General features: G+C 37.0%; 19 protein-coding genes. 5 read left to right on the top strand and 14 right to left on the bottom strand.

What is annotated here, in order from left to right:
* Positions 1–105 precede the first annotated feature (105 nt).
* From CK510_RS32770 to CK510_RS13230, 6 genes are all read right to left on the bottom strand, one after another.
* Positions 106–309, bottom strand: coding sequence for a hypothetical protein (locus CK510_RS32770; RefSeq protein ID WP_143289290.1), 204 nt, complete (start codon positions 307–309; stop codon positions 106–108).
* Between the two features lie 574 nt (positions 310–883).
* A complete protein-coding gene (locus CK510_RS13245) occupies positions 884–1,222 on the bottom strand; it encodes a slr1659 superfamily regulator (RefSeq protein ID WP_095722155.1) in 339 nt (112 codons plus the stop codon).
* A 35-nt stretch (positions 1,223–1,257) separates the two neighbouring features.
* On the bottom strand, positions 1,258–1,605 hold the full coding sequence (locus tag CK510_RS13240) for a slr1659 superfamily regulator (protein ID WP_245912131.1): 348 nt from the start codon (positions 1,603–1,605) through the stop codon (positions 1,258–1,260).
* Positions 1,606–1,641: 36 nt separating this feature from the next.
* Positions 1,642–1,923, bottom strand: coding sequence for a slr1658 superfamily regulator (locus tag CK510_RS33430; protein ID WP_444876496.1), 282 nt, complete (start codon positions 1,921–1,923; stop codon positions 1,642–1,644).
* Entirely contained in the window at positions 1,866–2,219 is a 354-nt protein-coding gene (locus CK510_RS33425; protein ID WP_245912129.1) for a slr1658 superfamily regulator, read from the bottom strand. Before CK510_RS33425 ends, CK510_RS33430 begins: the two co-directional genes overlap by 58 nt.
* A gap of 591 nt (positions 2,220–2,810) precedes the next feature.
* On the bottom strand, positions 2,811–3,389 hold the full coding sequence (locus tag CK510_RS13230) for a slr1658 family protein (protein WP_095722153.1): 579 nt from the start codon (positions 3,387–3,389) through the stop codon (positions 2,811–2,813).
* Between the two features lie 508 nt (positions 3,390–3,897).
* On the opposite strand from CK510_RS13230, the gene CK510_RS13225 reads away from it, so the two are divergent.
* Positions 3,898–4,524, top strand: a complete 627-nt coding sequence (locus CK510_RS13225) for a sterol desaturase family protein (protein ID WP_342745957.1) — start codon at positions 3,898–3,900, stop codon at positions 4,522–4,524.
* Between the two features lie 23 nt (positions 4,525–4,547).
* Here CK510_RS13225 and CK510_RS13220 read toward each other — a convergent pair whose 3' ends face one another.
* From CK510_RS13220 to coaD, 3 genes are all read right to left on the bottom strand, one after another.
* Positions 4,548–4,844, bottom strand: coding sequence for a hypothetical protein (locus tag CK510_RS13220; RefSeq protein ID WP_143289289.1), 297 nt, complete (start codon positions 4,842–4,844; stop codon positions 4,548–4,550).
* Positions 4,845–5,109: 265 nt separating this feature from the next.
* Entirely contained in the window at positions 5,110–5,787 is a 678-nt protein-coding gene (locus CK510_RS13215) for a F0F1 ATP synthase subunit B family protein (protein ID WP_211293187.1), read from the bottom strand.
* A complete protein-coding gene (coaD, locus tag CK510_RS13210; protein ID WP_095722150.1) occupies positions 5,697–6,248 on the bottom strand; it encodes a pantetheine-phosphate adenylyltransferase in 552 nt (183 codons plus the stop codon). Before coaD ends, CK510_RS13215 begins: the two co-directional genes overlap by 91 nt.
* Positions 6,249–6,638: 390 nt before the next feature.
* Between coaD and lgt the strand changes: the two genes are divergently transcribed.
* Positions 6,639–7,520: a prolipoprotein diacylglyceryl transferase gene (gene lgt, locus CK510_RS13205; protein WP_095722149.1), complete on the top strand. Its 882-nt coding sequence runs from the start codon at positions 6,639–6,641 to the stop codon at positions 7,518–7,520.
* Positions 7,521–7,697: 177 nt separating this feature from the next.
* Complete coding sequence (gene cobM / locus CK510_RS13200; RefSeq protein WP_095722148.1) at positions 7,698–8,513, top strand: precorrin-4 C(11)-methyltransferase; 816 nt, start codon at positions 7,698–7,700, stop codon at positions 8,511–8,513.
* A gap of 102 nt (positions 8,514–8,615) precedes the next feature.
* Here the strand turns inward: cobM and CK510_RS13195 are convergent, their stop codons facing one another.
* The 5 genes from CK510_RS13195 to CK510_RS13175 all read right to left on the bottom strand — a co-directional run bounded on the left by CK510_RS13195 (position 8,616) and on the right by CK510_RS13175 (position 13,616).
* Entirely contained in the window at positions 8,616–8,852 is a 237-nt protein-coding gene (locus CK510_RS13195) for a hypothetical protein (protein ID WP_245912128.1), read from the bottom strand.
* Between the two features lie 204 nt (positions 8,853–9,056).
* Entirely contained in the window at positions 9,057–9,956 is a 900-nt protein-coding gene (locus tag CK510_RS13190; RefSeq protein WP_095722147.1) for a DUF2382 domain-containing protein, read from the bottom strand.
* 293 nt (positions 9,957–10,249) lie between these two features.
* Positions 10,250–11,203 carry a DUF2382 domain-containing protein gene (locus tag CK510_RS13185; protein WP_095722146.1) on the bottom strand — a complete coding sequence of 318 codons (954 nt, stop codon included), beginning with the start codon at positions 11,201–11,203 and terminating at the stop codon, positions 10,250–10,252.
* 281 nt (positions 11,204–11,484) lie between these two features.
* Entirely contained in the window at positions 11,485–12,312 is an 828-nt protein-coding gene (locus CK510_RS13180) for a DUF2382 domain-containing protein (protein WP_095722145.1), read from the bottom strand.
* A 194-nt stretch (positions 12,313–12,506) separates the two neighbouring features.
* Positions 12,507–13,616, bottom strand: a complete 1,110-nt coding sequence (locus CK510_RS13175; RefSeq protein WP_095722144.1) for a WD40 repeat domain-containing protein — start codon at positions 13,614–13,616, stop codon at positions 12,507–12,509.
* A 308-nt stretch (positions 13,617–13,924) separates the two neighbouring features.
* Here CK510_RS13175 and CK510_RS13170 point away from each other — a divergent pair, with 308 nt between their 5' ends.
* Complete coding sequence (locus tag CK510_RS13170) at positions 13,925–14,557, top strand: bifunctional 4-hydroxy-2-oxoglutarate aldolase/2-dehydro-3-deoxy-phosphogluconate aldolase (protein WP_095722143.1); 633 nt, start codon at positions 13,925–13,927, stop codon at positions 14,555–14,557.
* 235 nt (positions 14,558–14,792) lie between these two features.
* Positions 14,793–15,566 (top strand): 1-(5-phosphoribosyl)-5-[(5-phosphoribosylamino)methylideneamino]imidazole-4-carboxamide isomerase, encoded by a 774-nt coding sequence (hisA, locus tag CK510_RS13165; RefSeq protein WP_095722142.1) that lies wholly within the window; start codon positions 14,793–14,795, stop codon positions 15,564–15,566.
* Positions 15,567–15,698 lie beyond the last annotated feature (132 nt).

The raw sequence follows: 15,698 nt of genomic DNA, 5'->3' as shown, positions 1-15,698 counted from the left end.
CACTCTCAACTACACCCCTAAATTCACAATAATATATTTTCGTGGAAAACTCCAGTTCTCAAAATGGACGAGGTTTATCTCGATCTGAGAAAATCTTTTTTATTTTTAAGCTGCGGATATAACATTAGTGTTTCTCTTTTCTCGTTTAATTGTCAGGTTTGCTTCAAAACCCGCCAATTTCGCTGAAACAGAACTATTTACATCAATAAATATGGGCATAGTTTCCCAACAACTACGACAAAACCAGGAAACTTCATTTTTGCTAATGTGACGAAGTAAAACACCAGAACAGCAAGGGCAGTAATTCATAATTATAAGCAAAATAACAACTGCAACATAAATCAGAAATGATTTGAAGAACTTCATTATTTATGTTGTCTAACCTGAAACTACTTTTAGAATGTGAGGAAGTTGTGAGGAATCTGAAGATAGTTCATAGTATGCAGTTTTTCTTAATTAAAGTTAAAATTTATTATTCTTAAATTTAGTTAATATTTAAATTTAATTATCATTTTGGCAACTTTATATTTTGTTACCTATACTAAAAACGCTTGAAAACTGAACTTTTCTTCACCTCAAAATGACAATCTTAAGCCTCTCCCCTTACTAAGGGGAGAGGTTTGGAGAGGGGTTCTATATTAATTAATAAGTCCAACTTTAAGGCGTTCGCAGTATACTTTAGATTTAATATATGTAGGAATCAGGTTTGATTTTTGTTGTAGCTTGTGCTTATAAGTTTAGGTATTTTAGAGTGTGTTCAAAAATCTGCGGAGTAATCCGATATCAACCCATATTAATTATTAGAATACCCAAAAAGAAGGTATTATTGTGCCGATTTAATGGAGATATAAAATATTAATATTGAGTAATAAGTCTAATAAACTTAATCAAATTTAAGTGACATACGCGGCATTAATCGTTGTAAATTTTTCAATGATTTTGTCTGCCAAGGTATTTTACTAGAAGCTAGCATTATCATCTGAACTTCGGGCTTTTTACGCATATCAATAAAAAATTTAGATAGCATATTAACCCCTGAACTATTCAGCAAATCTAAATTGGTTAAATTAATATTGATAGTAGATGCACTACTTGCTACATCATTTAATAAGTTTAGAATAGGAGAATATTCTGCCATTCCAGCTAAACGTAATGAGCCTTTCAAATAAATAGTCTCACTATTTTCATCATACCAAACATGGTAATTTTCATCTTGAATCATCGTCATACTATCTTCATTCCTCTTCTGATTACTATCTATATAAGCTTCATATTTAAATTTGGCATTAATCTTTGTAAATTCTTCAATAATTTACCTTGCCAAGGTATGGCATTTGAACCAAGTATCATCAAATGAATGGCTGAATTACTACGCATTCCAATCACAAACTTCGACAGCATTGTAATTCCAGAACTATTTAGGAAATCAAGATGTATTAGATTTAAAGTCAACCTTGCTGGATTACCACTAATAGCATCGTTCAAAATTTTTAAGATGGAGGAATATTCTTCCATCCCATTTAATCTCAGACTTCCGTGGAAGTTAATACTGGCAGAGCTAGTATCATAGCAAACTTTATAATTATCGTCTTTTATTTCCATCATTTGAAATTAACTTATAAGGTGAGTATAGAATATTGCTTAGATTGTGAGTTGAACCATCGTAGTCACAGTGATTATTTCTGGCTTTTCTTGTATAGTCTCAAACTTCCAGCCAAGCATCGCTGAATAATCATTTATCATACTCAATAAACCTAAACCAGAAGCTGTACTATTTTCATCTTCTGCATTTTTTTCTAATTGACTAAAATATAATTCATTTGCATCTGAAACCATTAACTCTTCGACAAAGGCAACAAAAGAAGCTACAGAAGACTTATTAATACTATTGGTGACAAAAAATCTAATTTGATCGGCATCCAATTGAAGTTGAATACTGATTGGACAGCGAACCTATAGTCACAATATTTCATGGAGTTTTCTAGTAACTCATTTGCAATATAGCTAGTTGCACTTTTAATTTCTGATTGCCGTTGAGCAGTGCTGGGTTGGTTCTCATCTGTGGGGATAAAAGATGTTAGATAATCAGCCATAAAATCAGCCGACAATCCATTATTCCGCCAACGGTCTTTTATTGGTATTGAAGATGGTGAAAAACTTAAAGTTAATTGGTCTTGATTAAGTGGTTTGTCTACATAATATCCAAATATTTGATTCATTTTAATGCCCTCTTAATTACATAATTTATGATTCAATCTTCTTAGTTTGATATGCTCATTATAAAATCTAATTTTACACTTGCTTTATTTACTTGTGAATAATTAATTTGAAGTATGATAAGTATTATAAAAATGAATTTTATCAACTTAACTATTAATACAGCAGCGTAGCTTTTTACTGAATATACAGAGACGTGAAATATCTCGTCTCTACAGGTTTTATTTATCTACTTCATTTACCTTAGGTGATGTTGATTATATTTAGCTAATATAATTACTCACTCTACATAATATCGCACTGAGATCATTTATTTAGCTTCAGTAATATTACGGATAAATAATAATAGTTATTTATCTAAATAAAATTTAGCTGAACAATTTTTTATAGTTCCCCAAAAATACAGAAAGTACGTTTTTTTCAGCAACCTCTAGATATAGTCGAATACCAAGATTAATCAACGATAGAACTACTTTTTTAGCATTGAAAAATATTATTGAAAAGTCTCAAATTAATACTTATATCCCCGACTTCTAACTTTAGTAAAACGAGAAAGAATCACTAGGGAAAAGTCGGAGATATTTTCAAATGATTTATACCGATAACTCAACCATTGTCGTTATACTCATAACTTGAGGTTTGTCTGCGATCGCTTCAAATTTCCAAGCTAAATTAGCCGAGTAATCGTTAATCATACTCAGAAAACCAATCCCTGATTTAAAACTGTATTCATCACCAGAGTTTTTTTCCAAATGGCTAATATAAAGTTCTTCTGGATTAGTATGGGAGATTTGGTAAATGATGCCTTGAAGATTGGCAGCACGTAACTGACTAATACAATTGGTGACAAAAAATCTAATTTTTTGTCTATCTATATATAATTTGATAGTAATAGGTAATTGTGAAGCTTGATGGCAGTATTTGACAGAGTTTTCTAGAAGCTCATTAGCAATATAACTCATAGAACTCTTAATTTCTGATTGTCGTTGCAAATTAGTTTCTTCCTGGTCATTTTTTGTGACAAATGTTGTTAAAAAATCAGCAATAAAATTCGCAGATAAGTCATTATTACGCCAAAATTCTTCAACTGATATAGAATCAGGTAAAATTTCTAAAGTCAGTTTTTCCCTAGTAGAATGTTTTTCAATAAATTCGCCAAAAATCTGTGTCATGGTGATGCCTTTTCTCCCTAATCAACTAAGTAGTTACTATTTGCCGTTAAGAACTATAGTTTGACCTTTGTTGCTGTACATTGCCTATCACTTTTGTCAAGCTCTTATACACAATATTGTACTATATCAAATGTTGCATACTTCAGTGTTTATGCTGAGATAACCTAATTATTTAAAATTCCTTGCTTCGGTAACTGATGGCAGAATTAGAAAAGCTGACGGAGACAGAGATAAGCCCAGAGAGAGAGTTCTCTCACGGTGACGAGATGGGAGGATGATATAGTACACAAAGGATTGCGCTCATCGGACAGATAACAATTAACTAATTTTTGGGTGATGCTGCGCGAGTATGGGACTCCAAAGAGGAAATTTGATATTGATAGCCCACTCATTTTGTTTCTATTGGTTCGTCTTCTTCGGGGCTATTCTTGCCCGATACTTTCTGATCGCTGGGGGAGCTTACTTTCTCTTTTATTCGTTTCTGGGAAAGTATTTTGCGAAAAAAAGTTTGCGTCGGTTCCCCCCATTGAACGGTTCCATCGTCAAGGATATTGAATTATCGCTCCTTTCTGCGGTGGTTTTTGCCGTTTGTGCCACGCTGATTATGTCAGGTTACGATTTGGGAGTTACACTTTTGTATGCTGATATACATCAGTATGGACTGTGGTATTTAGGAGTCAGTTTTGTTGCGGTGCTTTTGCTTCAAGATACATACTTTTACTTTATCCATCGGATGTTTCACCATCCCCGACTTTTTAAATGGGCACATTACGGACACCATCGTTCAGGAGAACCAACTCCGTGGAGTTCCTTCGCATTTGATCCTCCAGAAGTGATCGCACAAGCTCTGTTTTTTGTAGTTATAGTTTTCATACTTCCACTTCATTTCATCACTTTGATTGCCATATTGATGGTGATGACGGTATGGGCTGTATTGAACCATCTTGGATTTGAGGTGTTTCCCTCGTCATTTAAAAGCCATTGGCTCGGTAAATGGTTCGTCACTGCGACACACCACTCGATACATCATCGTAAGTATACATTGCACTACGGTTTATATTTTACCTTCTGGGACAGGTTACTTGGTACTCAAGACCCAAATTATGAAAATGATATCCCCGGATTGTCAGATTAATAAGTGCGATTAATCAAAATTAATTAATCAAAAAATACATTTATATACTCAACTGCATTAAATCCAGTTTGTTTGCCAGTTTTCAAAAAATGCTCCAATTCCATTTGATAATGCTCGACATCAAAATCGGTTATATCAATTGGTTTGGCTTGCTGTGATGGTTTTTTAATTATTCGTACTTGATATTCTTCCAGAGAATTTAAATTATTAGATAAATTGCTCAACTTTTGTTTTGCCCCATCTTGCAAAAACTCTAAATATCCTCGCTTAGAGAAACTCCAGTAGCATCCAGAGGAAGTAACATAAAATCGACGTGACATAGGTTTTTGTTTCGATGGACGAATAGTGTTGATTGTAGGTAAAAACTCCATACTTACTTAAGTTACAGTAGCTTTTCGTTTTCTGGTAAACCTTAAACCATTTTCCGTACTCACGATGCTGCTGAAAGATAAACCAAAATTTTAGTTATTACAACTTAATTAATGCGAATGATTTCCTTGACAGAGTGTGCGATCGCAATCAGTTATACTAATCAGCACAAAATTTCTGACCGAAAAATTTATTCAATGATAAAATGGTGAGAATTTACTTTTTATTGCTCAAAGGCTTACCATCAGGACGAAGTTGCTGTCTACCATTCCGAATAATACGTGTCATCTCATTTAAATCTTCCTCAATATGTTCTAAAACACTATCAGCATAATCATCAGCACCTTGCTCGATTTGTTGAGCTTCTGCTACAGCACGTTGTCGCATTTCCTCTAATTCTTGCTGGCATTGACGACGTTTGATATCAATTTCTTGCAAAGTTTCTTGCATAATCGCGTCGCATTCTTGCTGCACTTTCCGGTGCATTTGTTCAGATTCCCGCTCTGCTTGGTGAATTATGTCATTTTCATCCAAAATCTGAGCGCGTTTAGCTTGTGCCGCATCGACAATGCGCTGTCCGTATTCCTCTGCCTCCAGCAATATCTCCTCTTTTTGTTGGATAATCAACCCAGCCTCAGCAAACGCTTGCGGTAACGACATCCTGATTAAATCCAGCAAGTCGAGCAGCTTTTCTTCGTCCACCAAAGTACGTCGAGTCAAAGGGATGCGGAAGCTTGAGAGAATCGTCTCTTCCAAGCGGTTAATTTCCTGCTGAATGTCCAAACTTTCCGTTGATGGAGTTTCTACAGGGGAGACTCCGTTGGATAGTTCCTGAGGGATGGGATTGATTCCGTTTTGTTCGGGTTCGCGACTTGATAATTTTGGGTGTAGCATTGGTATATATCTAGAGCAACGTGCGGAGGGACAAGATGATTGACAGAGCCACCAAACCTTGCAATCTCTTTTACTACACTACTACTTAAAAAACTATACTCGTTTGATGTCGCTAGAAAAACTGTTTCGATTTGCGTCGAAAGAGTGTTATTGGTGTGCGCCATCTGGAGTTCGACTTCAAAATCAGAGATTGCCCTTAAACCCCTCAATAATACTTGTGCTTGGCGCATCTGAGCATAATTAACAGTTAATCCGTCGAAGCTATCAACTTCAACGTTTGGTAGATGTTTTACCGATTGACTGATTTGCTCTATCCGTTTTTCTACGGTAAATAATGGTGTTTTGTTTGGGTTAAGTGACACAGCAACTATTACCCACTCAAATAGTCTCGCGCCACGCTGGATAATGTCGAGATGCCCTAGTGTGATCGGGTCAAAGCTTCCTGGGTAAATGGCAATCATAGATTATGGATGCCTCTAAGTTGTTGAAGTTGAAGTGATTATACGATACATAAGTAGATTATGGTAAGAGATTAATTATTGATAAGGCGTTATGTGTATTGGAATAATATCAGACATCTGGTCTAAGTAAAGATGCGAGATTATTGGAAGATTATTCGGGGATTGTAAATCTAGAAACGGGAAATTTAGCGTCTTTGTGCAGCCAAGGCGAATTACAATCAATCCTGTGGTGAGGAAAGGAGTCTCAAGTTAAAAGCAAAAATATTAGACAAAATACTTAGAAAGATGCAAAATCAGCACTCTGGGCAATGGAAGGAACCCGCCCATCCAAGCAGTTTACACCTTTACAATTAACTTCTAATAACTTCTAACTTTTATGGGTATTTTTAAATGACACTAGATTTTACTCTTTTGCCTTTAGCGTTTCGTTTTACTTCCCCAGGACCAATTGTTTTCCAACTTGGACCAATCACAGTGCGCTGGTATGGCTTGTTGATAGCTACGGCAGTTCTGTTAGGTGTTACTTTATCTCAATATTTAGCCAAGCGTCGTCATGTCAACCCAGATTTATTAAGTGATTTATCAATTTGGTTAATAATTGGGGCGATTCCAGCCGCACGACTATATTACGTGATATTTCAATGGTCCGAATATGCTCGAAATCCTGGAAAAATAATCGCTATTTGGGAAGGAGGTATAGCTATCCACGGGGCAATACTTGGTGGAACTTTAGCGGCTTTAATTTTCTCTAAACTCAAGAAAATTTCTTTTTGGCAAATGGCTGATTTAGTTGCACCTTCGGTGATTTTAGGACAAGCGATCGGACGTTGGGGAAATTTTTTCAACTCAGAAGCTTTTGGAAGTCCCAGCAATTTACCGTGGAAATTATATATTCCCCCAGAACGTCGTCCATCCCAGTTTCCCAATATCGAGTATTTTCATCCGACATTTCTCTATGAATCGATATGGGATTTGGGTGTTTTTGCTTTATTAATAACTCTATTCTTTCGCAGCTTGCAGAATAAGCCAAAATTAAAAGTTGGCACGCTGTTCCTAATTTACCTGGCTACATACAGCTTCGGTCGATTATGGATCGAAGGATTGCGAACCGACAGCCTCATGTTGGGACCATTGCGGATGGCACAATTTATTAGTCTAGTTGGTATTGCTTTGGGCGCTGCTGGGTTGTGGTGGCTTTATAAGAAAAATCGTCCGCTTCCTGATGTTGTTTCCCCTGTGGAAGAGATTGGGGGAATGGGGAATGAGGAGTGAGGAGTTTGGAATTGCGAATAACCCAATGCCCAAAAATAAAAAATGCCCCAGAGTATTCTCTAGGGCTTAACCAGGGTGCATCTACCAATTACCTTTACTAAATATGGGGGTATTATCCGGAAACTCACTGAACAAAATCTCCAAATTCTTTTTTGATAAATTTTCGTCCCTAATTTTATGCGTGATATTACTTTAGATTTATGTCGCCAAAATTCAAGTTTTATCTTAAAACCTGCTGTGTATATTGTCGGTGCTGGTCCCGGAGACCCTGATTTATTAACGGTTAAAGCGATAAAAATTTTAGCCAGTGCTGATGTAATTTTATTTGCAGATTCTTTGGTTCCAGAACAAATACTCGATTTTTGTAAAAAGGACGCGGAAATTATTAGAACAGCAAATAAGACTTTGGAGGATATTTTGCCAGTTATGGTTGAGCGAGTGCGTCAAGGAAAATCAGTTGTTCGCTTACAGTCTGGTGATCCGAGTTTGTATAGTGCTATCCATGAGCAAATGCACTTACTAGCAGAAGCTGAAGTTCCTTTTGAGGTTATTCCCGGTATTAGTGCGTTTCAGGCTGCTGCGGCAAAGTTGAAGGTAGAATTAACTGTGCCGGGATTAGTCCAGACTATTATTTTGACGCGGATTAGTGGACGCACGGAAGTTCCTGCAAATGAGGAATTAACAACCCTGGCAGCCCATCAAGCGAGTTTGTGCCTGTATCTTAGCGCTCGTCATGTGGAAAATGCCCAAGCTCAGTTATTAGAACATTATCCGCAGGATACGTTTGTGGCTGTTTGCTACCGCATTGGATGGGATGATGAAATAGTTGCGGTTATTCCTTTAACTGAGATGGCAGCTTTTACACATCAAAACAATTTGGTGCGTACCACACTTTATGTAATTAGTCCAGCACTAGCAAAGAATAATTATAGAAATGTGCGCTCGCGTCTTTACCATCCTGAATATACCCGTTTATTTAGGAGTGCTGAATAATCTAAAATATTTGTTGAACCGCCAAGAACGCAGAGAGCGCCAAGGAAGATGAGGAAAATACTGAACTGCGCTTGTATCAGTTTATAACTATTTTTGGTATTTTTATTTGATGTCTTTTGTCAAGTTTTTTAAGCTGGAAGCTGTTTCTTCTGGTTTACCTGCGAGAGGAAAAATTAAAATACTTTTGATTTCGGGGTTATCTATTAATTCTTTTAAGCGGTGAAATTGTCGTTCGCTAATGGCAACTCCAGCGTAGTTTTTGGCGTAATTTAATTCTTCTTGGAAGTTAGCTTCATTGTAAGCTTGAATAAATACTCGATCGACTTTCCATTGTGGCATATTAGTATGGTGATTTTCCGGTAGTCTCAATCTATATACAGATTGCTAATATACAGATTGCTACCAGTTATCGTCCACACTTTTCGTATGCGATCGCGTAAATTTATATAGCGATTCTCGTTTGCACGTAAGACAAATTAGGGTAAGAGTTTACCCCTACAGTAATCTCGAACGCAAACTGTATTTAACTATTCAGGATGGATGTTATTTGATTGAAGTGCGTGCAAACCATTCTTGATATTGCTTTTGATGTTGTTCGTTATCTACTGCTATGGTGATGTGAATGCGTCTACAACCATTGTCTCGTTCCATTGCGATCGCATTCAATAATAAACTAGCTACTTTGGGTGAAATAAATTCGCCACTAATTGTTAAAGCGCTGTCAAAATTGATTGTTGGGGGCATTTCTGATGATGCTAAGTGAGTTTCTGCAAGTTGTTCTTCTCCCAAGTCAATACTAGCCAATTGCTTATTTTCGGGGCTAATTTGTTCGATAATTAATCTTTCCCGTCGTACTGGAACTGTTACCATGCGAGTTTCGATTTCTTTACGAATAATGACTTCACCGATTTTTGTTTTGGTGCGATCTACTATTAATTTTTCTGCCAGCAAATGCAGAATATCTTCCTCTACAATTCTTATTTCGGCTTTTGTTGATTCTAAGAATATATTTTCCTGATTTGCTGTTTGATTATTAGAGTTGGAATTATCTTGATTTGAGTTCACTGTTGGTTCGTATTCGGCTATACGTTCTAGATATTCAGGTAAAAATTTTGACTGTTCTTTATCTATAATTGAGATAATTCGACGTTCGGGAGTATCAATTTTTTCAACTAATTGACCTTTTAATAAAAAAAGCCGAGGTTTGTTTTGCTTTTGATTATTAACGCTTGAGTTATATAGGTATGAATTTTCAGTGACAATAAAACTAATTTGTCGGTTTGAATCTAAAATTACCTCTTTGACATTACCAATTATCTCTCCATTTTTATCTAGGATTTCAAAGTTACTAATTTTGTTATTTAAATTGGCAATAATAGAGATAATTTGAGTAATCTGATTCGTGTTTTGGGTATCTAGAGTTGTTGCACTGCTGTTAGTCATGGTTTTAGGTTGAATTCTTTATAAATAAATTTTTAGTTTGATGATTACTAAATATTTTATTTTCTATAGGAATCTGGTTTGATTTATGTTGGTATAATTTACTTCCCTCAATCTCTTTCCCGTAATTTAACTATCCTGTACTGATTAAGTCTTATTTCCCTTTATAACCCGGAAATTATCCCCCCTAACCTCCCTTTTCAAGGGGGGAAAATAAAAGTTATGTTCCCTCCTCGCGAGCGGGGAGGGTTAGAGTGGGGTAGTTTTATTTCGGGCAAATCGAGTACTTGATTATACTAATGTTCATCAGTGGTAAGACCAGGTGCATTTACATCCAATTCTTCACGACGGATGGTTTCTTGAGCTTCAACGGTATCTCGATCGACAACTTTGCTTACGCGAACTTCTTCACGAACTACGGTTTCTTTACGAATGTCTGGGGTTTCTTCATAAATGTCGATTTGAGCAATTTCACCTTCACGGAAGGCTGTAGAGTCACCAGAAACAGCTTTGCCTGCATCGTTAGGGGTTGTGCGTTCAATCACGACTCGCTCTCTTTCAATGGGTACTGCAACCCGTGCAGTTTCGGTTTCGACGTGCTTACTAACCGAAACTTCTCCAGATTTACGACGTTGTTTGTTGGCAACTAAGCGTTCTTCGTACAACCGTAGGGTTTGATGATCGCGATCGTTCAAGTCGTAAAGCGATGGTTCTTGGGTATAGGTATAGTTGTCACGGTTATAAGTTGGAGTGTCTGCTGTCTTGCGTGACTCTGATGCAGGTATAGGTGTTTTTGCAACCGATGCATCTAGAGGTGCTGATGTGTCTAAGTATGCGGAAGTTTCAAGTGGTGCTGTTGTATCAACAGTTTGCATGTTACGAGATGCTGTATCTGGATTGCGATAGACTCCACGAACTCGTTCTTCGTAGTCGTAGTCAAGAACGAGATTCTCGTCGAATTCTGGTAATGCTTCTGCTTGTTGACGTGTCATCCCAACAGCATAAACACGATCTGCATTGTAATCGATACGCGATCGCCCTACAGGTAATAGTACTTGTTTACCAAAAATCCAGAAACCTAAATCAACTACAAAATAACGAAAATGTCCTTCTTCATCGACTAAAATATCGCTAATATTGCCAATTTTATCGTCGTTTCCTTCGGCATAAACACCTGAACCTTTAACATCATTACCTTGAAAACTATCGCGATAGTTTGGGTCAAAATCTGAAATTTTATAAAGAGACATAAAATTTACCTTCAAGTTACTTTCAAATGGTTTTATTGCTTATCATCATAGAAATTATTTATTTTGACATCCTCTTTCTCTGGTTTGATTTGAATGGATTATGGAGGAATCTAAAGAAGGATTTTGATTCTTAATTTTCAGCTAGAGAAATTAGGAAAGGTATCCTAGATTTTATTTTTAAACGCAGAGTCTCGCAGAGTTTTACGCGGAGGAATACAGGGAGAGCATATTTTTAAAGGTTAATATACTCTCTTGAGTTTTTGGGTTACGACTCTTGAATTCTATGATAAATTAGTTTCATCCATGTTAAGGTTTCCTTGAGTATCAACATCCAATTCTTCGCGGCGAATTGTTTCTTGTCTCTCAACTGTTTCCTCGTCTATAACTTTTTTAATGTGAATTTCTTCGCGAACAAATGTCTCTTTACTGATATTTGGAGTCTCTTCGTAGAGTTCAATTCTTGCTACTTCTCCTTCTTGAAATTTTAATTCCTTAGAATCTACTATATTATTGCTTGGAGAAGGTTTAATTCGCTCAATTACAACTCTTTCTTTTTCAACGGGAACGGAAATAGTTTGAGTTTCTAATTCAATATGTTTTCCAACGCTAACTTCACCTTTTTTAATGCGATTTTTATTGGCAATCAGTCTTTCTTCGTACAATTTAAATGTTTGATTTTCTCGTGCATCTAAATCGTATAAATTAGCATCTTGTTGATAATTATAAGTATTGCGATCGTAATTAACATCATTCGATGTTGAACGGTAAGCTTGACGAACTTTCTCTTCGTAATCGTAGTCTGCTATAATATCTTCTCGATATTCAGGAAGATGTTCGACTTGCTGTTTGTTCAATCCATCGACATAGACGCGATCGCGATTATAATCAATTCGAGAGAGTCCAATGGGTAGTAAGATTGTTTTGTCTATGGAATCAATGCTTACGTCAATAGCTAAGTAACGAAATTTCCCTTCATGATCCACAAGTACATCTGCAACTGAACCAATTTTAATTTCACCTTCGGTATAAAGGTCTAAAGATTTGATATCATTACCACCAAAGGTTTCTTGATAGTTGTTATCAAAGTCAGCAAGTTTATAAAGTGGCATAATTCCTATTCCTAATTATTTTACAAGTATGTAATTCTTAGCTTAGGGATTTATTCGCCTTTTTTCCTCTTGCTAACGACTTAATTATTTAGAGGTACAGGGAATAGATAGGAAATTTCCAGTACGTCAATTCTAACTAATTACTTAGAGAGACGCGATACATCTCTACATTCCTAATTTCTATTTAATAATTTCTATTTCAATTGATATACGTCGATGGGAAACTTGGATAAATATGCTCCTCCTCCATGTCCGATCGCAATTATTTTACCATTGGGACTAAAGCGAACACTACTTGGATATAATCGGTCTAGATTGTCGTTGTTAGCTGCTGGAACTAGGGTTTGTATGAGTTTTCCGTCTGCGATGTTCCATAGCTTAACTGAAGCGTCTAGGGATGTTGTAGCTATGGTTGTACCATTAGGACTAATTGCGATCGCTTTGATTCCTTCTGGAGATGGTGCTTTAATTATGTTGACAAGTTCACCATTATTTGCATTCCAAATTTTGATTTCGGTTTCGCTACCACTAACTATTTTTTGTCCATCTGCTGTAAAACCAACATAGCTAATGGAACTGCTGTTTCCGGGGATGGTACGAATTAATTTCCCTGTGGCTAAATCCCAGATTTTAACGCTGCTATCAGTTTTTTCGTCGGGAGAACCACCTCCACTAACTAAAATTTTACCATCTGGTCTAATTGCAAGCGATCGCACCCAGCTATTATGTCCTATAAGGGTATTAGTTAATGTTCTGGTTTTCCAATTCCATAGTTTGATGGTTTTGTCGTAACTACCACTAGCTAGGGTTTGTCCATCGGGAGTCATTGCTAAGGCTGTAATTCCCAATGTGTGACTGTTTAAGTTGCCGATAAGTTTACCATTTTTCAAGCTGGTAATCCGAATTGCTTTGTCACTGTTGGTTTTGGCTGTTCCCCCTGCACTAATTAAGGTTTGTGTGTCTGGAGTAATTAATACAGCTTGTACTCCGTCTTTTTGTCCTGGGAATGTGCGAATTAGTTTATGTGTTGAAAGACTCCAGAGTTGAATTGTTTCGTCAAAGCTACCGCTAATTAGGAATTTTCCTTCTTTTGAAAATGCTAAGTCGGAAACATCCCAAATATGCGATCGCAAGCTGTAAAGTTGATTACCCCTATCTTTTTTTCGTGAAGTAGATGCTGATTCGGGGGATTTTAAAGGTGTTTTTTTCGTCTGGGATAGGGATGGATTAACCCAAGTACTGGTTAATGTTCCGATGATTCCTAGGGTAGCTAATGTTGTATTAAATAATTGTTTGTAATTCATGGGGTAATCTTGTTTTGGGATATAGAGATAAAAACCGCAGATTCACGCAGATTCACGCGGATTAATATGGATAAATATGGATGGAGACGTTTTTGTTTCGTGGGGTTTTCGTCATTTTTAAGTAATATTAGGCAATTTAACTGAATATTTATACGTATAAATAAAAATAGCATTAATCTGTGTATTTTCGTAATTTAGCAGTCAGAATGAGGATATGAATATTGGGGAAAACGTAATTCAAATATTCTTCAATAATTAAAATTCTATTCTTTATTCTGATTTCTGCCTCCTTTTTATTAGTTAATTAGATGCTTAATACTTGGTTGTTAAAGTTACAAACATTTCCAGTGATTGCAGTTATTCGCGCTCCCAATTTAGAAGTGGGACGAAAAATGGCTGCTTCTGTGGCAAAAGCTGGAATAAATCTCATTGAAATTACTTGGAATAGTGCTGAAGCAGGTAATTTAATTAACAAGCTTCGTAGCGAATTACCTGACTGTATGATTGGTACGGGAACGGTGCTAAATATCCGAGATTTAAATAATGCGATCGCATCTGGAGCCGAATATGTTTTTACTCCCCATGTCGATGCCGAATTGATCCACACAGGAATAGAACAAAATATACCAATTAATCTAGGGGCACTAACTCCGACGGAAATTGTATCTGCCTGGAATTTAGGGGCTTCTGGGGTGAAAGTCTTTCCCGTACAATCTATGGGTGGTGCTAATTATATCCAGAGTTTACAGGGTCCACTTGGACATATTCCCCTCATTCCCACTGGTGGTGTCACCTTAGAAAATGCTGGCGATTTTCTGCTTTCAGGTGCGATCGCAGTCGGATTAAGTGGTGAACTATTCCCGAAAGCTTTGGTTGAAAAGGGAAATTGGGATGCGATCGCTCAAAATGCCAAAACCTTACTGCAATCCCTTCCAAAATAAATATAGTTGGCAGTCGAGAATACCGTAGGGGAACCCACGGTTGTTTGCCCTGATTTGTATTTCATCATTCCAAATTTAATCGAAATTGCAGGTTATTAAATTCCTGCTCCAAAGTAATTATTTGTAGCATCATTGAAGGAAAATAATTAGGAAAGTTGCTTTAGTAGCAACAGCATCAAAGAAAGTGGGATTTTGATTCCCTTTTCCCCTTTCCCCAAATTTAAGGAACGCAAAAATGGAAGTTATTCCAGCAATTGATTTACTAGAAGGTCGTTGTGTACGACTATATCAGGGTGATTATGCCCAATCGCAAGTATTTAACGAGAATCCGGTTGAGGTTGCCAAACAATGGCAAGATGAAGGTGCAACTCGACTGCATTTAGTGGATTTGGATGGTGCAAAAGCAGGTAAACCGACTAATTTAGGCGCGATCGCAGCAATTACCAATGCGGTATCAATACCCGTGGAAGTTGGGGGAGGATTACGCGATCGCGATAGTGTGAAGCAATTATTGGATATTGGTGTTCGTTGGGCAATTTTAGGAACTGTTGCAGTTGAAGAACCTCAGTTAGTTCATGCTTTATGTCAAGAGTTTCCCAGTCAAATTATTGTTGGTATTGATGCTCGGAATGGGAAAGTTGCTACCCGTGGTTGGTTGGAAACTTCGGAAGTCGAAGCTACTCAACTCGCTGTCCAAATGCAAGAGTTTGGAGCATCGGCAATAATTTACACAGATATTCACCGAGATGGAACCCTCGCAGGACCAAATTTAGAAGCACTCCGCGAACTTGCGAATACAATTTCCATTCCTGTAATCGCTTCTGGTGGTGTTAGTTCCGTCACCGATTTATTGAGTTTACTTGCACTTGAACCCCAAGGAGTAACAGGTGCGATTGTTGGACGTGCCATCTATACGGGTGATGTTTCGCTACGGGAAGCAATCCGTGCTGTTGGTGTGGGACGTATCCAAGATGTTCCCCCAAATCTCGATTTTTCCAGCTTTGCGTAGTTTCCATATTAAGTACAGTTTGCGATCGACAATACCGTAGGGGCAAACGGTTGTTTGCCCTGTTTTTTATTGCCTTTCAATCAGAATACTATTGCCCTGATTTTTATTGCTTTTGAATCAGAATACTAATTC

Origin of the sequence: Brunnivagina elsteri CCALA 953 (assembly GCF_002289455.1) — a bacterium.
Classification (GTDB): domain Bacteria; phylum Cyanobacteriota; class Cyanobacteriia; order Cyanobacteriales; family Nostocaceae; genus Brunnivagina; species Brunnivagina elsteri.
Note: the sequence above shows the minus strand (reverse complement) of the source record. Positions and strands in the feature narration are given on the sequence as shown.